The sequence below is a fragment of the Pseudoalteromonas piscicida genome, from assembly GCF_002208135.1.
In the GTDB taxonomy this organism is placed as follows: Bacteria; Pseudomonadota; Gammaproteobacteria; order Enterobacterales; family Alteromonadaceae; genus Pseudoalteromonas; species Pseudoalteromonas piscicida_A.
Window position 1 is genome coordinate 3359294 of sequence record NZ_CP021646.1, and the last position, 20617, is coordinate 3379910.

The 20617-nt window shown below is 44.2% G+C and carries 21 protein-coding genes and 1 riboswitch; of the genes, 4 read left to right on the forward strand and 17 right to left on the reverse strand.

Annotation, left to right across the window (positions count from 1 at the left end; all coding sequences use genetic code 11):
* Positions 1-8: 8 nt before the first annotated feature.
* The 8 genes from B1L02_RS15410 to B1L02_RS15445 all read right to left on the reverse strand — a co-directional run bounded on the left by B1L02_RS15410 (position 9) and on the right by B1L02_RS15445 (position 7789).
* Positions 9-758: a HesA/MoeB/ThiF family protein gene (locus tag B1L02_RS15410; RefSeq protein ID WP_088531735.1), complete on the reverse strand. Its 750-nt coding sequence runs from the start codon at positions 756-758 to the stop codon at positions 9-11.
* Positions 751-2274 (reverse strand): thiamine phosphate synthase, encoded by a 1524-nt coding sequence (gene thiE, locus B1L02_RS15415; RefSeq protein WP_088531736.1) that lies wholly within the window; start codon positions 2272-2274, stop codon positions 751-753. Before thiE ends, B1L02_RS15410 begins: the two co-directional genes overlap by 8 nt.
* 34 nt (positions 2275-2308) lie before the next feature.
* The gene (locus B1L02_RS15420; protein ID WP_088531737.1) at positions 2309-3106 is read right to left on the reverse strand and encodes a thiazole synthase; all 798 of its coding nucleotides are present in this window, start codon (positions 3104-3106) and stop codon (positions 2309-2311) included.
* Positions 3090-3305 (reverse strand): sulfur carrier protein ThiS, encoded by a 216-nt coding sequence (gene thiS, locus B1L02_RS15425; protein ID WP_088531738.1) that lies wholly within the window; start codon positions 3303-3305, stop codon positions 3090-3092. The genes B1L02_RS15420 and thiS overlap by 17 nt, the downstream gene beginning before the upstream one ends.
* The gene (locus tag B1L02_RS15430; RefSeq protein WP_088531739.1) at positions 3302-4315 is read right to left on the reverse strand and encodes an FAD-dependent oxidoreductase; all 1014 of its coding nucleotides are present in this window, start codon (positions 4313-4315) and stop codon (positions 3302-3304) included. Before B1L02_RS15430 ends, thiS begins: the two co-directional genes overlap by 4 nt.
* A gap of 269 nt (positions 4316-4584) precedes the next feature.
* Complete coding sequence (thiC, locus tag B1L02_RS15435; RefSeq protein ID WP_088531740.1) at positions 4585-6537, reverse strand: phosphomethylpyrimidine synthase ThiC; 1953 nt, start codon at positions 6535-6537, stop codon at positions 4585-4587.
* 118 nt (positions 6538-6655) lie between these two features.
* Positions 6656-6786, reverse strand: a riboswitch (TPP riboswitch).
* A 68-nt stretch (positions 6787-6854) separates the two neighbouring features.
* A complete protein-coding gene (locus tag B1L02_RS15440; protein ID WP_088531741.1) occupies positions 6855-7274 on the reverse strand; it encodes an META domain-containing protein in 420 nt (139 codons plus the stop codon).
* A gap of 125 nt (positions 7275-7399) precedes the next feature.
* The gene (locus B1L02_RS15445) at positions 7400-7789 is read right to left on the reverse strand and encodes an acyl-CoA thioesterase (protein ID WP_088531742.1); all 390 of its coding nucleotides are present in this window, start codon (positions 7787-7789) and stop codon (positions 7400-7402) included.
* A gap of 111 nt (positions 7790-7900) precedes the next feature.
* Here B1L02_RS15445 and B1L02_RS15450 point away from each other — a divergent pair, with 111 nt between their 5' ends.
* Positions 7901-9979, forward strand: coding sequence for a TonB-dependent receptor (locus tag B1L02_RS15450; protein ID WP_088531743.1), 2079 nt, complete (start codon positions 7901-7903; stop codon positions 9977-9979).
* 126 nt (positions 9980-10105) lie between these two features.
* Here B1L02_RS15450 and B1L02_RS15455 read toward each other — a convergent pair whose 3' ends face one another.
* Positions 10106-10339 carry a hypothetical protein gene (locus tag B1L02_RS15455; RefSeq protein ID WP_088531744.1) on the reverse strand — a complete coding sequence of 78 codons (234 nt, stop codon included), beginning with the start codon at positions 10337-10339 and terminating at the stop codon, positions 10106-10108.
* 346 nt (positions 10340-10685) lie between these two features.
* On the opposite strand from B1L02_RS15455, the gene B1L02_RS15460 reads away from it, so the two are divergent.
* From B1L02_RS15460 to B1L02_RS15470, 3 genes are all read left to right on the forward strand, one after another.
* Positions 10686-11036: a helix-turn-helix domain-containing protein gene (locus B1L02_RS15460; protein WP_088531745.1), complete on the forward strand. Its 351-nt coding sequence runs from the start codon at positions 10686-10688 to the stop codon at positions 11034-11036.
* A 157-nt stretch (positions 11037-11193) separates the two neighbouring features.
* On the forward strand, positions 11194-11643 hold the full coding sequence (locus B1L02_RS15465; RefSeq protein WP_223191986.1) for a hypothetical protein: 450 nt from the start codon (positions 11194-11196) through the stop codon (positions 11641-11643).
* Between the two features lie 33 nt (positions 11644-11676).
* Positions 11677-12333 (forward strand): hypothetical protein, encoded by a 657-nt coding sequence (locus B1L02_RS15470; RefSeq protein ID WP_088531746.1) that lies wholly within the window; start codon positions 11677-11679, stop codon positions 12331-12333.
* 129 nt (positions 12334-12462) lie between these two features.
* Here the strand turns inward: B1L02_RS15470 and speD are convergent, their stop codons facing one another.
* The 8 genes from speD to B1L02_RS15510 all read right to left on the reverse strand — a co-directional run bounded on the left by speD (position 12463) and on the right by B1L02_RS15510 (position 20472).
* Complete coding sequence (gene speD, locus B1L02_RS15475) at positions 12463-13272, reverse strand: adenosylmethionine decarboxylase (protein WP_088531747.1); 810 nt, start codon at positions 13270-13272, stop codon at positions 12463-12465.
* Positions 13273-13357: 85 nt separating this feature from the next.
* Complete coding sequence (locus tag B1L02_RS15480) at positions 13358-13771, reverse strand: OsmC family protein (RefSeq protein ID WP_088531748.1); 414 nt, start codon at positions 13769-13771, stop codon at positions 13358-13360.
* A gap of 104 nt (positions 13772-13875) precedes the next feature.
* Positions 13876-14211 carry a DUF3802 family protein gene (locus B1L02_RS15485; RefSeq protein ID WP_174694580.1) on the reverse strand — a complete coding sequence of 112 codons (336 nt, stop codon included), beginning with the start codon at positions 14209-14211 and terminating at the stop codon, positions 13876-13878.
* A 152-nt stretch (positions 14212-14363) separates the two neighbouring features.
* A complete protein-coding gene (astD, locus tag B1L02_RS15490) occupies positions 14364-15836 on the reverse strand; it encodes a succinylglutamate-semialdehyde dehydrogenase (RefSeq protein ID WP_088531750.1) in 1473 nt (490 codons plus the stop codon).
* Between the two features lie 15 nt (positions 15837-15851).
* Entirely contained in the window at positions 15852-16865 is a 1014-nt protein-coding gene (gene astA / locus B1L02_RS15495; protein ID WP_088531751.1) for an arginine N-succinyltransferase, read from the reverse strand.
* A 67-nt stretch (positions 16866-16932) separates the two neighbouring features.
* Positions 16933-18144 (reverse strand): aspartate aminotransferase family protein, encoded by a 1212-nt coding sequence (locus B1L02_RS15500; protein ID WP_088531752.1) that lies wholly within the window; start codon positions 18142-18144, stop codon positions 16933-16935.
* A 357-nt stretch (positions 18145-18501) separates the two neighbouring features.
* Positions 18502-19677, reverse strand: a complete 1176-nt coding sequence (locus B1L02_RS15505) for an HDOD domain-containing protein (protein WP_017217249.1) — start codon at positions 19675-19677, stop codon at positions 18502-18504.
* Between the two features lie 213 nt (positions 19678-19890).
* Complete coding sequence (locus B1L02_RS15510) at positions 19891-20472, reverse strand: anthranilate synthase component II (protein ID WP_088531753.1); 582 nt, start codon at positions 20470-20472, stop codon at positions 19891-19893.
* Positions 20473-20617 lie beyond the last annotated feature (145 nt).

Here is a 20617-nt window from a genome sequence, read left to right on the forward strand (position 1 = left end):
GCTTGAAACTACTTCAAGCCACAACATTCGCACTCAGGGTTTTTACTGAGTCCATACTGCTTTTGCTGCAAACTCAAACCATCTAGCGTACAAAATACGCTTCCTTGATGATGTCCAAGTAGCACATTTACGGTCAATAAAGCTTGCTGCGCACCGATCATCCCCAATAACGGGCTAATTACCCCAAAGTTGTCACAATGCTCTCTGGGTGCTTGTGAACCTTCTGGAAAAACGCAGGCATAACAAGGCGACTCAGCTCTAAAATCAAAACACATTAGTTGGCCTTGCGTGGCAATCGCAGCTCCCGCGATCAACACCTTGGTCGCTTGATAACAATACCTATTGAGCAAATAACGGGTAGTAAAGTTATCGCTGCAATCCAAGACAATATCGGCATTACAAAGTAACTCGGCGACGTTCTTATCAGTCAACCTTGTGTTAATTGGTACTAACGTGATCTCGTTATTGAGACTTGCCAGTACCTTTTCCGCAGCTTTAGCCTTTTGCTGGCCTAAGTGATTTACTTTATACAGAATTTGCCGCTGTAAGTTAGACAACTCAACTTCATCGTGATCAATAAATGTAAGCTTGCCAATGCCACTGGCCGCTAGATAAAACAGCGTGGGACTGCCCAGTCCACCACACCCAACCACAGCAACATGTGCCTGCTTTAAAGCCAGCTGTCCTTGTTCACCAACCTCTTTTAATAGCAAATGACGACTATATCTTAGTCGTTCTTTGTCACTCAGATCAGTCATGCTGTGTCATCGCCTGTTTTAATTCAAGTACCGCTTGCTGTGGATCTTGGGCTTCAGTGATTGCCCTGACCACCGCGATACTAGATACGCCAGTTGCAGCGACTTCAGGCACGCGACTAAGGTCAATGCCTCCAATAGCGACTGTTGGATAGCTGCTTTGCATCAAAGGTACAAAGTGCGTCAGTTTTTCCAACCCTTGGATTTGGCCAGTCATGTCTTTGGTCGTGGTTGGGTAGATTGCACCAAAAGCCAAATAACTTGGGCGATAGTTATGTGCCCTGAGCATTTCATAAAAACCATGGGTCGAAATACCTAAGCGCAGCCCTGCCTCTCGGATGGCAATTAAGTTTGCCTTATCGATATCCTCTTGGCCTAAATGAATGCCATAGGCGCCATGCTTAATCGCTAACTGCCAGTAGTCGTTAATAAACACCTTAGCATCGTATTTTTGTCCAAGCGCAATGGCGGTTTGTATTTCCGCTTCGAGATTAGCCTGCTCAGGGTCTTTAATTCTTAACTGAACTGTATCGACCCCAATAGCTAGACATTTTTCCACCCAGTCAGCACTGTCTACCACGGCATAAAGCCCTATAGGGTCATCAATGCTGGCAAAGCCTGCGGCAAAATTAAACGCTTCGGGTAATTCAAACTCTAATTCATCAGCAAGCCAAGAGCCCGCTTCTATCACTTGCGGGTAATCATTGAGCTCAACTGGAAAACTCGTATGCGCAACTGGGCCCACACCTTCACCATAACGTATCGCCGCTTTTAACCCTGCATTGATATACGCTTTGCCGAGAATAAAAGCATCTTTAAATGGGTACTCCTTGGCCATACATGCCGCGATCACTGACGATAAACTACACCCAGTACCGTGGCTATGCGGTGTTTGAATTTTCTCATTGCCAAGCCAATACTCGGTATCTCCCGCTAAGCCATAATCAATGCAGTAGCCTTTTGGGTAATCCCAATGACCGCCTTTAATGATCACTGACTTTGCACCGAATTCACGTAATTTGGCAGCAGCCTCTTTTACCGCATCAGGGCCAATTAAATACACGCCGGTCAGCAGCTGAGTTTCATGCGTATTGGGTGTAATGATATCCACCAGCGGCAATAAATGGGTTTTTAACGCATCCACCGTGTCTTCTTCGGTTAATGAATCGCCGCTCGTCGCGATGGCTACTGGGTCATAAACCACTAGCGGCGGTTTTGCCCATGTTGCTTTGTAATGCACGAGGTGTTCAGCAATCAATTGGATCTGCTGAACATTGGCGAGCATGCCAATCTTTATCACCGTTGCAGGCATATCTTGCGAAAGCGCCGTTAACTGAGAGTCGATAATGGTGGTCGAAACCGGGTTTAACGCTTCCACCCCTAAACTATTTTGCGCCGTCAACGCAGTTACTACGGTACAACAATGAACATTAAAGCTCTGCGTTGCTTTGATATCCGCTTGAATACCAGCGCCGCCGCCAGAATCAGAACCCGCAATACTCCAAACGATGTGTGACAAAGAGAACTCCTTATGTAGTTATCCGTAATTCAAGTTAGTTTGCGTGCCAAAAAGGCATGCCTAAGGTTGGCGTAGAAGGTGATGCCACCTCTTTTTGTGGCATTGCTTTTGCCAAATAAGACAGACGCCCTGCAAGCGTGCTGGCTTCAAACGCTTTTGCCATGGTAATAGGACAACCCGCCCCTGCCACTGCCGAATTTAATAAGACGGCATCATAACCCAGCTCAAGTGCTTGGCAAGCATGAGACGGCAAGCCGAGTCCCGCATCTACAATCAAGGTTTGATGGGGTAAACGTGTGCGAATAGTTTGCAGGTTATATGGATTTAACAGCCCTTTTCCCGTACCAATTGGTGCGCCCCATGGCATTAGAACTTCACATCCCAGCGCATCTAAACGCTGACACAGTACCAAATCATCAGTACAGTAGGGCAATACTTTAAAACCGTCTTTTATCAAGATTTCGGTGGCTTCGAGCAGTGCGACTGGATCTGGCTGCAAGTTATATTCATCACCAATAAGTTCAAGTTTAATCCAATCCGTGGCAAACACTTCCCGGCACATCTGCGCCAATGTCACCGCTTCTTTTACGCTATGACAGCCAGCCGTGTTTGGTAAGACTCGCAGTCCCATCTCTTTGATAAGCGTCCAAAAGTCATCACCCGCCTGCTTAGTTTGCTGGCGTCTCAGCGACACAGTGACAATCTCAGCCCCAGATGTTTTTATAGCAGCCTGCATCACCTCTGGAGAGGGATAAAGTGCCGAGCCAATTAACATGCGGCTAGTAAATTTTTCACCATAAATAGTGAGCTTAGTATCAGTCAAAGACTGCATGTTTATCCCCTTGAATGGGTGATAAGAGCTCAATCTTATCACCGTCGCTCAGTGTCACGCTTGGCAGCTCCGTGCGGGAAACAAAAGTACCATTAAGCGCGACGGCAAAAGGCGGTTTGGCGCCTCTGGCTTCAATAAATTCCTGAATATTTTGCTCGCGGTTGATATTAATCGTTTCGCCATTAAATTCGACTTTCATAATAACTCCTTAGATAGTGCTTGTTTCACGATAAGCGGTGCCAGCAGATAACCGTGTCTGTATAGACCATTGATACTGATCACATTACCTTGTTGTTCAATTTTGGGGTGATTATCTTTAAACGCAGGTCTAAGCCCTGCTAATAAAGATAATACTCGCGCTTCGGCAAACCCACGATGAACTGAATAAGCTGCAGAGAGTAATTCGAGTGTAGAACGTACCGTTATCTCACCATTATCTTGCGATTCAATCTCCGTCGCACCAATAACAAACTGATGCTCCGGTTTTGGCGCAATGTAAATGGGATATCTTGGGTGCATCAAGCGCACAGGTCGAGTCAAGGTCACTTCTGGAGCATAAATTCTGGCCACTTCGCCGCGTACGCCACGAAGCCCATTACACGCAGCTTTCGCACCAAGACCGCGACAATCAATCACCCAGTCATACGCTTGGCTAAGCTGCGCCTTTTGCGCTTCATCACAATGAACACCATAGTTAACTTCTACACCTTGCTTAGAAAGTGTTGCCGCACTACTTTGATAAAACGCCTGGTTATCAAGCTGGCCTTCGCAAGGTAAATACAGACCTTGGTGGAACGAACCGCTAAGCTCCGGCTCCAATTGCGCGATCCGAGCACCATTCACCGCTTCTGCATTGTGATCTTTTAACGGTTTTAAGCGCTGCTGAAAACTCACTAAATCCCCACGGTCTTGACCATGCGCCACAATAAGAGAGCCTTGCTGCTGGAAAAATACCGGGCTTTCCAGCTTCGACAGTAATTGTGGCCAGAGTTTCATGGACTCCATTCCCTGCAGCGCCAATGCTTCATCGCATACCACAGACTCAGCCAACGGCGCTAACATGGCCGCCGCGACACTACCTGCTGAGGTCTCAGTACCTTGCTTTGCTTGTTCAAATACGCTGATTTGATAACGCTCAGCGAGCATCAACGCGGCGATGCGCCCTGTTAAGCCAAAACCCAAGATAGCAACACGTGCATGAGTAGACATAGCTACACTCCTAAAATTAGCCACCCGACGGGGATCAAGGTGGCTATGATGGGATGAGTTATACCAATTTGCTTTATTAAGTGATCTAATTTTGAGGCAAGAAAATCTTGTCGATAACACCGCTTCCGCGTCCTGCTCACGCCGAGGTACCTACGTCCTGTAGGCAAGGCAAAAGTTTTGCTATTTAGTTGTTCTAAATAAGAAACTTTTAACGCAGTTAGCGTCAGATTTGCTCCCTCAAATTGAGCAAGTATTAAGACAAAGTGGTATCATAAGGCTTTGTGATAAAGCTCTGAGCCTGATTGCTTAAACTCTTCTGACTTTGCTTTCATCTCGGCTTCAACATCCACCATTTTAATGCTGATCTCTTCACCTACATTATTAGGATCAATGCCTCGCGCTTCTAATTCTTTTGCATAGTCACGCACATCCTGAGTGATCTTCATTGAGCAGAATTTAGGACCACACATAGAGCAGAAATGCGCGACTTTACCCGACTCTTGCGGCAAGGTCTCATCGTGATATTCACGAGCACGCTGCGGATCTAGACCGAGATTAAACTGATCGTGCCAGCGGAACTCAAAGCGTGCTTTAGACAACGCATTGTCACGAACTTGAGCACCCGGATGGCCCTTCGCCAGATCCGCTGCATGCGCCGCGATCTTGTAGGTGATCAAACCTTCTTTTACATCTTCTTTATTCGGTAAGCCTAAATGTTCTTTTGGTGTCACATAGCACAGCATCGCACAGCCATACCACGCAATTTGCGCCGCACCGATCCCTGAAGTGAAGTGATCATAACCCGGAGCGATATCTGTGGTGAGAGGGCCAAGCGTGTAAAACGGTGCTTCATCACAGTGCTTTAGCTGCTCTTCCATATTCTCTTTGATCATATGCATCGGCACATGTCCTGGGCCTTCAATAAAGACCTGAACATCGTGTTTCCACGCAAGCTTAGTCAACTCACCAAGGGTGCGCAGTTCACTAAATTGTGCTTCATCATTGGCATCGGCAATAGAACCCGGACGCAAGCCATCACCTAACGAGAAACAAACATCATACTGTTTTAAGATTTCGCAAATATCTTCAAAGTGGGTGTAGAGGAAGTTTTCTTTGTGATGCGCTAAACACCACTTCGCCATAATTGAACCACCGCGAGACACAATACCCGTCACGCGTTTTGCCGTCATCGGCACGTAACGCAGTAGTACCCCTGCATGGATAGTAAAATAATCCACACCTTGCTCTGCTTGTTCAATCAAGGTATCGCGGAAGATTTCCCACGTTAGATCTTCGGCAACACCATTCACTTTTTCAAGCGCCTGATAGATTGGAACCGTACCGATTGGCACTGGAGAGTTACGTACCACCCACTCGCGGGTTTCATGAATGTAGCGCCCTGTCGACAGATCCATTACGGTATCTGCACCCCAACGGGTCGACCATACCATCTTTTCCACTTCTTCTTCGATAGAAGAGGTCACTGACGAGTTACCGATATTGGCGTTAACTTTGACTAAGAAGTTACGTCCGATGATCATCGGCTCAGTCTCAGGGTGATTAATATTGTTTGGTAGTACGGCGCGGCCACGGGCAATTTCATCACGCACAAATTCAGGCGTAATAAACTCAGGAATACTGGCGCCAAACGATTGGCCTTTGTGTTGCTGCGCAAGCAATTCTTCACGCAGCTTAGCGCGTCCCATATTTTCACGGATCGCCACATATTCCATTTCAGGCGTCACTATGCCTTGGCGGGCGTAGTGCATTTGCGTGACATTTTTACCCGCCTTGGCACGACGGATTTTAGGTAGGTGTTCAAAGCGAATATGATCAAGCCCTTCATCCGCCATACGCTGCTGAGAAAACTGTGACGTCACCGACTCTAGCATTTCGGTATCATCGCGCTCAACTATCCACTGCTCTCTAAATTTAGGAAGACCAGCACGAACATCAACCGGTACTTCAGGATCTGTGTATGGGCCTGAAGTATCATAAACACGAATGGGATCGTTTGATTCAAATACCGGATTTTCTTCGGTGCCACCAACAAACGAATCACTTAGCGTGATTTCACGCATACCAACGCGTACGCCTGCTTGCTCGCCTTCCACATAAACTTTATGTGAGTTTGGAAAAGGTTGGCCTTTAAGATTATGGATAAATTCTGCCGCGGCTGCTCGCGCTTCACGACGACTTAGCTTGCTACTATTGTTTGACATGACGTCCCTCTTATTTTCATACAAAGGTGTCTTGTCAGATCTCCAAAAGGAGAGAGACGAGGATAGTCCTCGGGTAAGGTGGATAGCAATAAACCACTATTGCTACAGACAAACGCAGCGCGTTTGCTGTCTTGTTCCCTACGCAGGCATTAACCTGATCAGGTCCACGGATCCCGCAAAAAGCGATCTCAGCCCGAATATCTGCAAACAATTTTGCTGCAAAAACTCAAGGCACTCCGACAAGTAACGAATTAGCGCCAGTCTACTTGCTAACACGAAAGCTCGCAAGCACTGACACTGGAATTCTTATTTTCAGCTTATTGTTTAATAAAACTAAACTGAGGTTTTCCTTTTAAGGTCAACTTATTAGCATTTACTTCAAGCAAGACGCCAATTTGTAATTGGTTAATAAGCTGTGATTCAACCTGAGCGATTTCTTCACCACAGTACTTACGTGTCATGCCTAAGTTTTTAACTTTTAGCTGTCCTTCGACAATTTCGCCTTCACCAAAAAAGCGATTACAACCCGCAAAACCATTGACTTGTAGCGCATCGATAAAGCGAATATTAATCGGCTTTTTACCAAGCCCAGCGTCTGATTGCAATTGCGCAATATTTTGGCCATTAATACTCTGTAACTGCCAAGCGGAATACTTAAGCGCTTCCGTGTCTACCTTCCCTGTTGATATACATCCACTAAGCGCCATTATTGCGCCGATTATGCTGATGAATTTCATGGTAAACCATCTATTTTATGCCCTGAGTTTATTATAACGTTTCAAGACACAAAAATAGCAGTAAAATTCTGTAAAAATCACTCAATTGAGTATTTTACCGTCGCCATGTTTACATATCGTGGTAGTTAATTAAATAAGTGCGTAATAGCGTCTGGTAAAAACGGTCTACCGCGCTCATTCACCGAAGTCCCTGTCACCACAGCATCAAGCATGAGCTTATTGTCATTCGCTCTTATCACTTTTTGCTTAAATGCGAATTTTACTCTGCTTTCACGCTCAAGTGCGACTTCAACATAAAACTCATCGCCTGGACGTAACGAGTCTTTGTAATTCATTTCGCTACGAATAACGACTAAGTTCACTTTTTGCTCTGCAAGCGCTGCAAAATCAACGTTATTCGCCAATAAAAACTCATGCCTTGCATGCTCTAAATAATTAAAATAGACGCTGTTATTAACTATTCCCTGTAAGTCACACTCGTAATCTCGTACTTTAAAATCGACTTTAAAACTCATATCAGACCTATTTGTTTAACATTTGCGGGCTAACATATAACACAATTTCACTGTCAACTGGTCTGGCTTTTGTTAAACTGTGCCCAATTAAAAATGGGACAAAGATTAAGCATGAAGTTAAAACTCTCTACGATCACCTTGGCACTGCTGCCATTTTTCTCTCATCAGGTACTTGCTGAAGATAACCTAGAAACCATTGTCGTCACTGGCGATTTTCAGAATGAAACTATCCAAACATTAAGTGCAAGCGCTTCGGTGGTTGACGAACTCACTATCGCTAAGCGTGGTGCGCAATATTTAGATGAGATACTAGGTGCCACCGCTAACGTTAACTTTACGGCAGGTGCGTCTCGTGGTCGCTTTATGCAAATCCGTGGTATCGGCTTACGTTCACAGTTTGTTGATCCTATTTATCCCAGCGTTGGCTTATTAATTGACGGTATTAATTATTCAGGATTAGGCGCAAGTGCGCTGCTTTTTGATACTGAATCAGTGATAGTGTATCGCGGCCCTCAAGGCACTAAATTCGGTTCAGATGCTTTAGCAGGAATCGTTGAAGTAAATACCCAAGCCGCCACCACAGCGCCATCATTAAAAGTGAAGTTAGGCGCAGGTAATTACGGTAGTTATGAAGCAGGCCTTGCTGCGGGCACAGGATTGAGCGACGACACCGCTGTGCGCGTCAGCCTTTATCAGCGAGAGTCTGACGGTTACGTAGATAACCTCTACCTAAACAAACCCACTCAGCAACAAGACGAGCAAGTAGCAAGAGTGAAACTTAACTCTCAAGTGAGCGACAACCTCGCACTAGAGTTCGCTTATCACCATATTGATACTGAAAACGGGTACGACGGTTTTACCTTGGATAATTCACGTAACAGCGTCGCTGATACCCCGGGCCAAGACAACCTCAGCTCCGATGCGTTTTCACTACGCGGAATTTACACTCGCTCAGACTTATTCAATGTTGAATTTAAAGTATCTGGGCTAGATGCTGATACTTTATATAGCTACGACGAAGATTGGGTATGTAACGACGCAGCTCAACCAGCGCTATGTGCAGCAGGTTTGCACCCAGAAGGATACAGCTCAACCGATGCCTACGAGCGTAGCCATGAAAATGGCAACATAGAGTTTTTAATCAAAGATAAACAAAATGACTGGGTGGTAGGTGTTTTTGCAAAGCGTAACGATGTTGATTTGACCCGTCATTACACTTGGCTTGAGAACCCATTTACGTCAGCATACACCGTAGAAAGTAGAGCAGTTTTTGGTCAATACGTACATCACCTATCTGACAAAACCCGTCTTATCGGTGGCCTTCGCGCGGAGCAATATGATGCTGACTATTTAGATAGTAACGGCTTTACCATTGAAACCGATGATGTAATGTGGGGCGGAAAAGTTGCACTTGAATATCAAGTTGTACCGCGCACGATGATCTACACCAGCCTTACTCGCGGTTACAAAGTCGGCGGTGTAAACGGCGAAGCACTGGCAAAAGCCAAAGATGAAGGTTTAAACATTCCGGCCGAACACCATTACTTTGACCCTGAGTATGTTTGGAACGCTGAGTTTGGCGTAAAAGGTGAATCTGAAGACAAACGTCACCTTGTGCGGGTTACCGCTTTTTATATGCAACGCGATGATATCCAGTTAAAGCAATGGCAAGTTTCTAACCAGCAATTTGCAGGCTACATCGACAACGCCAGTAAAGGCAGTAACTACGGCCTAGAAGTTGAAGGCAACCTACAATACACGGACCGCCTTGGTTTTAGCTATAGCGCAGGCTATTTAGAGACCGAGATTGAAGACTTTGTGGCTGCCAGTGGCCTCAACCTTGATGGTCGCGACCAAGCACAAGCGCCAAATTATCAATACTCGTTTGCCGTCAATTACGAGTTAATGGATAACCTAGTGGTTGAATTAGGTGTGGAAGGCAAAGACAACTATTACCTCTCGGATAGTCACAACGAGCAAGCGCGTAATCATAACCTGATCAACGCAAGCCTTAGTTACTATGGTGACAACTGGTCATTAACGGCTTGGGGTAGAAATCTTGCAGACGAAGACATTGTGGTACGTGGCTTTAGGTTTGGTAATAATCCACTAGACGGCTGGCAAGACAATACCTATGTACAGTACGGCGAGCCGCGCGTTTATGGTCTAAGTTTTACTTACGAACTGTAGTAAGACCCGTTTATCGTCTATTACACTAGACGATAAACGCGCACAAAAAAGAAAAAGGGGGAACGTAAAATTAGAGTAAAACGTTCCCCCTCACCGCAAAAACTCAAAAAGCAATTACCATTTTAGTTACTCCATGCTTGGGGCACTGGAATACACCAACTCAACCAGATTATTCATCGTTTTTGACTTCTGCATGTAAGCCTTTTCCATATGGGCAAGCTCTTGCAGTTCAAACAAGGTTGTTTCCACCAGTGCTAACCATTTGGTTGTGGTGTCTGGCACATCGTTACCCTGCCTTGCCGCCTTCTTGAGGGCATCGTAATAAATCGTTAAGTCATGATATTGGCGTAGATAATCCATATTGCTCTCCAACATGTCACTTTATTTCACACTAAAGTAACAAAAGCTTCGAGCAAAAATCTGCGCGAAGAAAACTTTTTTGAATTTATTTGTAAATTAATTAAAAACGCCAGCACCATCATGGCAACACCTCAGTTAAATAATGAGTTACTCATCTCAGGCTTCGCCTAAAAAATCGAGCGAAGATTAATTAAATGCAACAAAATGTTCATTTTTAGACTGAATACACTTGAAAAAGAAATTTTCTACGATAGACTCGTGTTTACGGTTTAGATACAAAAATGCAACTTAGTTAAGCGAACAATAGAGACAAGCAAATAGCATACATCCGGCTATATAGGGATTGATGCTGTTTGTGATGCGAGTGCGACAGGCAAAAAGGATTGAGTTGGTGGGGAAATTTGATAAGCGCTTTACAGGAGACGACCTGCGCCGCATGCGCAAAGTCGCCGGCAAAACCACGCAAGAAATGGCTAACTTGGTCGGCGTGGAGCGTGGCACTTACGAAAACTATGAAAAAGGCGTAAGCAAATTTCCCTACGAATACTTTGAAGTATGGTGCGACGCCTGCGGCATCAACCTTAATCCACTTAGAGAACAAATCCTTGCCTTAAGAGACAAAATTGACGATGCCAAATTATGGCGCAAGTCTCCAACACCACGAAATAGCAAATCAAGTAACGAGGATAACGGCTAATGAAAGACGCGCACTTTCATCGCCCCTCATTAAAATGGCAAACAATAAAGTTACGAATAAGGTCTATTTGCAACACGATGTTTTCAACTTTATTGTTAAGGAGTAAAGTGGAGTGGAAACTGAACACCGCAAAACTTAACTTAGAAAGGACGTCATTATGCGCTTTTTTATAAAAAATATAGCTAACCGACTCGTAACTTTAACAGCACTTTCCCAAAAACAAGCTAACAGGGTATCTGGTGGATCGCTTGGGCCAAAAGTAAAAGACCCAAAAGTCGAAAGTGACTCAGCAGCGCCAAGTAAACAATCATCACTTAGTGCTGATTCAGTTAATCAGGTGATTGGTGGCAGTACAGGAGGACAAGCTGATGACCCTAAAGTACAAAACGATTCCATAACACCAAATAAAAAATCATCACTTAGTGCTGACTCAGTTAATCAGGTGATTGGTGGAAGCCATGCAGATAAAGGCGGCGATCCGAGAGTAAAAGGCGCAACAGTTCAATTAGATAAAAAGTCACCTCTAGAGGCTAGTTCATTCAATAAAGTGGTTGGAGGAAGTACTGGTGGTCAGGCTGAGGATCCAAGAGTAAAGGAAGGTGGCTAAGTTATGAAAACACAACAAAATAGAGAGGAATAAATGAAGCGTTCTTGGTTTGTGTTGCTATTTTGTGTAGTCCTAGCCCTTATTTTTATCGGTTTGCACTATCAGTCTATAAATTCCCTGCATTTGTTATTTATGGGTAGCATAGCTATGACTAGCTTCTTCTTAAGAGGCCAAGAAAATATTAAGCATATTGTACTGATACTATTGGTGTTGAGCTTTATTGAATATGGTTTTTTTAATTACTTTATGAATCTTAACAAAGCAGGACTACCTGGCTATCAGACAAATGCATTCATATATAGCTTACACCTGATATGTGATTTTATTGCACTAGTGATTCTGAAGTACCGAGTTCGACTTTCCTTAAGGTATATGCGCTTTACTAATCCTGACAATTGGCGATCCATTTATATGACTTATGCTGACCCAATTCTATACGGTATTTTCTTTGCATTTGTATTGGTCGATTTAGCCGCTTTTGGTGAAAACTTGATTCGCTATATGGATCTCTTTTTTGGTGTGTCCGAAGAGGCATCTAAGCCCTTTTGGAGTTGGAGCTGGGTATATAAAAACTACGAAATCCTAAAGTCGATTTTACTATCCTGTGTGATCACCACCCTACTGGCCACTATTTTTGTCGAACGGCAGCGCCCTGATACGCCAGATGAGGAGTTAGATAGCGAATCTTAGTACTTTTACCATCCCCCATATAAGCGGGCACAGTCTTGCTCTATGCGCTTATATGACTACTTAGCAAGGAATTTCAGACATTAAAAAAGGCGCTTGCGCGCCTTTTTTAATACCTCAATTTACCGCTGATTATTCAGTTTCTGGTAAATTGCGACCGTAGAACACTTCCTGAATTTCACGATTCAGCTTAAGACGAATTTCTTCCTCTTCGTCTGCATCTAAATCATCAGTACTAATTCCAAATAGATATGCATTTAGGTCTGTTTCCTTAAGCATCATCTTAGTATGGAATAGGTTCTCTTGATACACGTTTACGTCTACCATGTGGTATGCGTCTTTAGTATCTTCCGTCATGTAATTCTGGATCGAGTGGATTGCGTGGTCGATATAGTGTTTTACGCCGTTAACGTCACGAGTAAATCCACGAACACGATAGTCAATCGTCACCACATCAGACTCTAAAGAGTGAATTAAGAAGTTAAGCGCTTTAAGTGGAGAAATAATGCCACACGTTGAAACTTCGATATCTGCTCTAAAAGTACAGATGCCGTCATGTGGGTGCGCTTCAGGATAAGTATGAACACAGATGTGACTCTTATCCAAGTGTGCTACCACTGAATCAGGCAATGGACCTGGTGCTTCATTACTATCAAAAGTCTGTTGATCAACAGGCTCTTCTGATACTAAGATCGTCACACTCGCCCCTTGTGGTTCATAATCTTGACGTGCGATATTCAGTACGTTTGCACCGATGATATCCGTTACGTCTTTTAGAATATCCGTCAAACGATCAGCACTGTACTGCTCATCAATGTATTCTAGATATTCTTTACGTTGCTGCTCGGTCTTGGCGTAGCAAATATCGTAAATGCTAAAGCTTAAACTCTTAGTTAAGTTGTTAAAGCCATGGAGTTTAATTTTATCAAAGGGCTTGTTCACGATAGACCCACCTTAATACAAAAAATCTGCGCTGCAGAAACAAAAGTTCGCGGATTTTATACGAAAATAGCGCTATGAAAAAGCGTTATTTTTCGTCAATTTCAACCACTTCATGGCTATGCGTAATTTCTACTGCTTTTTCAAGCATTAATGCCACTGAACAATACTTTTCAGCGGATAAACTTACGGCTCTTTCTAGGTGTTTTTCAGAGACATTGCGCCCTTTCACCACGAAGTGTAAATTGATCTTGGTAAAAACCCGAGGAGCGCTTTCTGCGCGCTCTGCGGTTAACTTTACTTCCACGTCGGTAACATCCTGACGCGCCTTTTGTAGAATGCTGACTACATCGACTGAAGAACAACATCCCGCTGACATTAATACCATCTCCATTGGACTTGGCGCTGCACTGTCTGAACCGGTATCAAATACCACATTATGTCCCGACGCAGAGCGACCGATAAAGGTATCTCCTTCAACCCATTTTACGCTAGCTAACATAGTTATCCTCTATAACGCATAACACCGCCAAATGGCGGTGTATCTTAAACCTAGAATTGCCTCTAAGTGTGTTTGTCTACACTGTCGATAGTGATTGTGCCAAGCTATACAGCAGAATCAAACAGGTTTTTGACCAAACCTGCGAATTCTTTGATAAATTCTTTTTGTTCTACGGTGACACGTCTATCAACAACACTTGATAGCACTTCTTGTAAGTCATACACAATGCCATCTACCTCACGCACAATCATGCTACGCTGCTCTGTAGATAACTCGGTGTGCTGCTCGCATATACGGATAACGTTTTCAGCGATTACATCTTCGATTAATTCCATGACTGTTGGAGCCCCTGGTTCAACCGTCCCAGACTTCTCAAACAAGGCTAAGTTTTGCGTCAAATACATGACTAAATCATCGTACCCTTGTTTATCTAAAACCATACTTTGCTCACCCGAACCTATCAAAGACATCTCCTATTGATTTAAGCAGAAAGTTTTTTCGATTGCTACTTTTGTAGTCAAGTAGACACAAAAAAGCAGCCGAAGCTGCTTTTCTTATCAATTTTTATTGAGTAAACCTCAATATTGGCATTTTAATCCAAAGATAAACCTGGGCTCAAGCTAGAAGGTAAAGTTACCTTTTCTAGTTCCACAGAAGCCACTGGGTATGCACAGTAGTCTGCCGCGTAGTATGCACTTGCACGGTGGTTACCTGACGCACCGATACCACCAAACGGAGCAGCACTTGAAGCGCCAGTGATTGGGCGGTTCCAGTTTACGATACCTGCACGAATACGACGTAAGAAACGGTCGTAGTCAGCTTCGTTGTCGCCAAGCAGACCTGCTGATAAGCCAAAGCTCGTCTCGTTCGCTTTTTCGATTGCAGCGTCAAAGTCTGTGTAACGGAATACTTTTAATAACGGACCAAAGTGCTCTTCATCAGGGAAGTCAGAAATATTCGTACATTCAATGATCCCCGGCGTCACAAAGCCTGTGCCCTCTGTGTGCGTTAGCTCGATAAGCGACTCACCACCTAGCTCAACAAGCTGTTGCTGTGCTTTTACCATGCCTGCGGCTGCTGCATTTGATATCATTGAACCCATGAACGGTTGATCTGTATCGTCAAAGTTACCCACTTTAATCGCTTTAGTTGCTTTGATCAGCTGCTCAAGGATTGTGTCACCTTGTTCACCTGCAGGAAGGAATAGTTTACGAGCACAAGTACAACGTTGACCACTTGAGATAAACGCAGATTGAATAATGTCGTGCACTGCTGCTTTCGTATCCGCTACATCTTTTACGATGAGTGGGTTATTACCACCCATTTCAAGCGCTAGGATCTTACCCGGTTGACCTGCATATTGCTCATGTAGCAAGTGACCCGTACGAGAAGAGCCAGTAAAGAATAAGCCGTCAATACCCGCGTGTGACGCAAGTGCTTTACCTGTTTCAACTTCACCCTGAACTAGGTTAATCACGCCAGCAGGAAGACCTGCTTGTTGCCAGTATTTAAGCGTTAGCTCAGCAACATATGGCGTCAGTTCAGATGGCTTAAAGATAACCGTGTTACCAGCAAGTAGCGCAGGTACGATATGGCCATTAGGTAAGTGACCTGGGAAGTTATATGGGCCAAATACAGCAACTACACCATGTGCCTTGTGACGGATCACGGCACGGCCAACTGGCATTGGATTTTCAACAACGCCTGTACGCTCTTGATAGGCTTTCTCAGAAATCGCGATTTTACCTACCATAGCACCCGCTTCTGTACGAGTTTCCCAAAGTGGCTTACCCGTTTCTTTAGCAATTGCGATAGCCAGCTCTTCGCTATTTTCTTTTAGTACTTCAGCGAAACGCTTAACAATTTCTAGACGCGCTTCAAAGCTCATGTCGCTCCATGAATAGAAAGCTTCACGAGCTGCTTTTACCGCGCTATCCACTTGCTCAGCTGTGGCTGCGTTTGCGCTCCAAATAACGTCGTTGTTTGCTGGGTTTACAGAGCTAAAGCTTACGCCTTGTCCTGCAATCCACTCACCATTTATTAGTTGTGCTGCGTGTGTTGTCATAATCTGTTCCCAATCTTAAATCTTCACTAGGCTTACTTGATCGCCTTCTTCTACTTTGAGCGCCGCGGCAACATGTGGAGCAAGTGTTACTTCATTGCCATCAGTCAGGGCTAACTCGATCACCGCCGCGCGATAATCAACAAGTTTACCATTTGCGACCATAACAGGGAATCCACCGTTGCTTTCACCTATTTTCACAGTACGAGTTTCACTATTGCGAACCGTGCGGATATTCCCCACTTTCGCTTCTACCGTTGGACCCGCGTCGAAGATATCAACATAACCATTAAATGTGAAACCTTCGCTTTTTAGTAGCTCAATAGCAGGACGCGTATTGTCGTGAACTTCACCAATCACCGCTTGTGCTTCTTTACTAAGCAGGTTTACGTAGATTGGGTACTTAGGCATTAATTCAGCAATAAAGACCTTTTGACCGATCCCCGTTAGATAATCCGCTGTCGGGAAATCCATCGAGAAGAAGTGCTCTTCAAGCCATTGCCAGAACGGACTTTCGCCTTGCTCGTCAGAAACACCGCGCATTTCCGCGATAACGGTTTCAGCAAAACGATCACGATGTTGATTGATAAACATAAAGCGAGAACGAGACAGCAGTTTGCCGTTTGCGCCTTTGCGATAGCCATCTTTCAAAAACAAGGTGCATAATTCCGTCGCGCCAGTGTAGTCATTACATAGCGTTAAAATATCCACTGCTTTATAAACATCGAGTGTGCGTGAAGAGTGGATCACTTTGCTTAGGTGATAATGATAAAACGCATCATCTAAACCAACCGCAGCTTCGATACCGCTGGTACCAACCACCTCGCCTGTTTCAGTATCTTCTAATACAAATAAATAACCTTCATCAAAAGGCTTGTCTGCTTGCTTGCCAAAGGAAGCAACAGAGCGTGCAATCTTCTTCTGTAATAACTCTTCGTTTACAGGCAAAGAGGTAAAACCGTGGCCTGATTCATGAGCAATGTTTAAAAGCGCTGGATAATCGCTTTCTTGGATTGGGCGAAGGATCATCATGAGCCCGCTTACTCCTCAAAAATGTGGATAACAACAAGGCCACCAAAAGGTGACCTTGCAACCAGTATTAAGCGTTGTTAGCAACTACCGCAGCAACGGCTTTTTCGAAACGTGCCATCCCTTCGCGGATGTCAGCTTCTGGAATAACAAGAGATGGAGTGAAGCGTACTACGTTTGCGCCTGCAACAAGTGACATCACGCCTTGCTTGATACCTTCAATCAAGAACTCTTTTGCTTTGCCTTCGTACTTTTCAGTAACTACACCACCAAGCAATAGACCTTTACCACGTACTTCGGTGAATACGTTGTACTTTTCATTGATGTCGTTTAGTAGTTCACGGAACAGCTGCTCTTTTGCTTTTACACCATCGAGTACTGCTGTTGTGTTTACTGTGTCAAATGCCGCTTCTGCAACCGCACACGCCAGCGGGTTACCGCCGTAGGTAGAACCGTGAGTTCCCACTTTTAGGTGCACAGCAATCTCAGTCGTTGTGATCATCGCGCCGATAGGGAAACCACCGCCAAGTGCTTTAGCCGTTGTTAAAATATCAGGGGTTACGTTTAAACCTTGGTATGCATACAAGTCACCAGTACGGCCAACACCAGTTTGCACTTCATCAAAAATAAGTAGCGCGTTGTGCTTGTCACACAGCTCGCGAACACCTTTTACAAACTCTTCAGTTGGTGAAATGATACCACCTTCGCCTTGTAGCGGCTCCATCATCACGGCACAAGTGTTGTCTGAGATAAGCGCTTCAAATGCTGCTAAATCGTTATAGTCTGTGTGAACAATGTCGCCCGGCTTTGGACCAAAGCCATCAGAGTATGCAGCTTGACCACCTACGGTTACAGTGAAGAAAGTACGGCCGTGGAAACCTTTGTTGAAAGAGATGATTTGCGACTTTTCAGCACCAAACTTATCTAGTGCCCAACGACGCGCTAGCTTAAGCGCCGCTTCGTTCGCTTCTGCACCTGAATTGGCAAAATAGACTTTCTCTGCGAACGTGGCATCAGTTAGCTTTTTCGCTAAACGTAGTGCAGGCTCATTGGTCATCACATTAGATAGATGCCAAATTTTCTCGCCTTGCTCTTTAAGCGCGCCCACCAAAGCTGGGTGACAATGACCTAGACAGTTAACTGCGATACCACCAGCAAAGTCGATGTACTCACGACCTTCCTGATCCCACACTCGAGAACCTTCACCTTTCACTGGAATTACCGCTGAAGGTGCGTAGTTAGGTACCATTACGTCGTCAAACAATTCACGATTGATAGTCATTTTATTTCCTCATATTTGGTGAGTAAAAGTGCAAACAAGGAGTCATTTCCTTTTGGAGGTCGGCGCGTTGCCGCCACTTGATAGGATATTTATTCACACCAATTCGGTGCTATATATTTTGACCCGCCCCTTGATGGCACAAAATTCATACGCTCATTATTCCAGAAAAAGCGCCATTTGTCTCACTTATACCACGTTCTCAGCCCTTAGTATTCAAGGGTTTAACATATATTCTCAACTCAAGTGAATAACTATCTAGGGCAGATATTTAGGGCAACGCAAGCGCCGTGCAGCCTTGCACAGATCATTTAAGATTAGGTTTTGAATGAATAGTCGCAAAAAAAATTTCAATTTTTTTTACAAAATCGTCAACTGCAGGTTATGGAATGCACATTTTGCCAATTGCTGACGCATTTCCTCGGTAAGTTCCAAATGATTGAGCAAAATCTCGGCTTCGTCGTCTTCAATCAACTGACTATCTTTTAAAACAAGCAGTTGTGCGTAGCCATAGGCTTTTTGCATCACTTGTGTCAGTGGTAATGGGTCGGCAATGTTTTTATGCGCATTTGGTAGATAAGTTTGCGCATACTCTTCCATGACGGCATTAAAGGGCAAATAACGTAACTCCATTTTTTCAATTAGCTTACGTGAAATCTCTGCCGAATGTTCAATCAACAAGTTACGTAAAAATAACGGATCAGGAGATAACTCCATTAATGCGGTGTGTAGGTCTTTTTGCTTTTTGTCTCTTGCTATTTGCACCTTGGCTTGCCACACCTTTTCGAAGGTGCGTAAATAAAGACGGATCAAGGCCACCTTCCCAAGCTCCAGTAACATGCCCAAGGTAAATGCATGCTGTTCTTTTACCCCAAAAAATGGCGCCAACTCTTTTGCCGCAATGGCTGTACTCATACTCAGCTCGCGTAATTTACGCTTCATCAGAGTAAACGGCTCTGTTGCATGTGGCATCCAATGTCTTACAGCCATTGTCGGGATCACCATTTGCAAGTTCTCAAGGCCTAAATACCTTAATGCTAATGCCGGCGTGTCGACCTTAATAGACGTACCTTTGCTGTTTTTTTTGCGATACTGTGGCAAGTTAACTAGCGAAACCAGCTCACGACCCAGCCAACTTAAGTCATTGACCAAAGGTTCTAAACGCCCAACCGAAGCTGAGCGCACAGCAAGAATATCTAAGATCGCAGGAACGGAGTCTTGAATGCCAATGACTTCATGATAAATATTATCAAGGTCATGCAGTTGCTTTGTGATAGCTTCTTCGATAACTGAATGTAGATGCTTACTCGCTTTGGCAATATATTTGTGATGACTTGTGCTGCTTTCTTGGCGTTTTGCAGCCGCGGCAATTTCCACCTCTAGCATAGTACGCTGTGCGATATTCTCACCGTAGCTAATATCAAATGTATGGATATAGCCTATTTGCTTCTGCGCAAAGTTGAGGCTGATAAGAAGGTCATGGGCACGCTCTGATAGCGCTTGTGCCATTCTAATTTGCTTATTTTCTTGCGTCATGCATGCTACTTATCTAAAAGAAAAACACTGAGTTAAGCACTCAACAGAATCGTCTTACTGGTTAATATTATACCAGTAAAGGCAATATTATGATTTGATATTGCGCACAATAGAATTAAAAAGTTATGTATTAAAAACCAGTTTAACCAACAAAAGCGCAGTGAATATGGATGTATAACACCTAGGCGAAAACCTGTTGGTTTTGTTTAAACTTTAGAAGCGTTTTATAAAGTTATCAAGTAATGCTAAGCCGTGTTCAGTGAGGATAGCTTCTGGATGAAACTGCACACCTTCGAGTGCTCTATCGGATGCCAATAGTCCCATAATTTCATCTAGCTCGTCATATTCTGTCTGTGTCCAAGCCGTCAATGCTAGAGATTTTGGTAAGCTACTTTGCTCAACAACCAAAGAGTGGTAGCGACACACTTCGTATGGTGATGGCAGGCCTTGAAATACGCCTATATTGTTATGGTGCACTTGAGACGTTTTACCATGCATCACGTGTTTTGCTCGAATGACTTTACCACCTAAAGCTTGTGCAATCGTTTGATGACCAAGGCAAATGCCAAGAATAGGAATTTGCCCCTGTAGGCGTTTTACGACTTCAAGCGAGACTCCAGCTTCATCTGGGCTACAAGGGCCAGGAGATAGCACAATATACTTGGGGTTAAGCTGCTTGATTTGTGAGGCGCTGATTTCATCATTTCGCTTTACCAGCACATCCACGTCTAAGCGCTGAAAATACTGCACGAGGTTGTAGGTAAAGGAGTCATAGTTATCAATCATCAACAGCATGTAGGTACCACTAAAAAACCAAGCAGCCTATTCGCCACTGGGGTAAGCATCTTCGTTATAAATCTATTTTATCACGAACTCAACAGGAGGGTTTTCTTATATCTCGTATCTGCTTTAAGCCAAGGGGTGATAGGCCCTTGCAATA

Coding starts and splice junctions, on each gene's coding strand:
- B1L02_RS15505 (WP_017217249.1), bottom strand. CDS start 19,677: ATGACGCAAGAAAATAAGCAAATTAGAATGGCACAAGCGCTATCAGAG.
- B1L02_RS15420 (WP_088531737.1), bottom strand. CDS start 3,106: ATGCAGTCTTTGACTGATACTAAGCTCACTATTTATGGTGAAAAATTT.
- B1L02_RS15470 (WP_088531746.1), top strand. CDS start 11,677: ATGAAGCGTTCTTGGTTTGTGTTGCTATTTTGTGTAGTCCTAGCCCTT.
- astD (WP_088531750.1), bottom strand. CDS start 15,836: ATGACAACACACGCAGCACAACTAATAAATGGTGAGTGGATTGCAGGA.
- B1L02_RS15510 (WP_088531753.1), bottom strand. CDS start 20,472: ATGCTGTTGATGATTGATAACTATGACTCCTTTACCTACAACCTCGTG.
- B1L02_RS15445 (WP_088531742.1), bottom strand. CDS start 7,789: ATGAGTTTTAAAGTCGATTTTAAAGTACGAGATTACGAGTGTGACTTA.
- B1L02_RS15455 (WP_088531744.1), bottom strand. CDS start 10,339: ATGGATTATCTACGCCAATATCATGACTTAACGATTTATTACGATGCC.
- thiC (WP_088531740.1), bottom strand. CDS start 6,537: ATGTCAAACAATAGTAGCAAGCTAAGTCGTCGTGAAGCGCGAGCAGCC.
- B1L02_RS15465 (WP_223191986.1), top strand. CDS start 11,194: ATGCGCTTTTTTATAAAAAATATAGCTAACCGACTCGTAACTTTAACA.
- B1L02_RS15410 (WP_088531735.1), bottom strand. CDS start 758: ATGACTGATCTGAGTGACAAAGAACGACTAAGATATAGTCGTCATTTG.
- B1L02_RS15500 (WP_088531752.1), bottom strand. CDS start 18,144: ATGACTATCAATCGTGAATTGTTTGACGACGTAATGGTACCTAACTAC.
- B1L02_RS15460 (WP_088531745.1), top strand. CDS start 10,686: ATGCTGTTTGTGATGCGAGTGCGACAGGCAAAAAGGATTGAGTTGGTG.
- B1L02_RS15485 (WP_174694580.1), bottom strand. CDS start 14,211: ATGGTTTTAGATAAACAAGGGTACGATGATTTAGTCATGTATTTGACG.
- B1L02_RS15450 (WP_088531743.1), top strand. CDS start 7,901: ATGAAGTTAAAACTCTCTACGATCACCTTGGCACTGCTGCCATTTTTC.
- thiS (WP_088531738.1), bottom strand. CDS start 3,305: ATGAAAGTCGAATTTAATGGCGAAACGATTAATATCAACCGCGAGCAA.
- B1L02_RS15440 (WP_088531741.1), bottom strand. CDS start 7,274: ATGAAATTCATCAGCATAATCGGCGCAATAATGGCGCTTAGTGGATGT.
- B1L02_RS15480 (WP_088531748.1), bottom strand. CDS start 13,771: ATGTTAGCTAGCGTAAAATGGGTTGAAGGAGATACCTTTATCGGTCGC.
- B1L02_RS15430 (WP_088531739.1), bottom strand. CDS start 4,315: ATGTCTACTCATGCACGTGTTGCTATCTTGGGTTTTGGCTTAACAGGG.
- astA (WP_088531751.1), bottom strand. CDS start 16,865: ATGATGATCCTTCGCCCAATCCAAGAAAGCGATTATCCAGCGCTTTTA.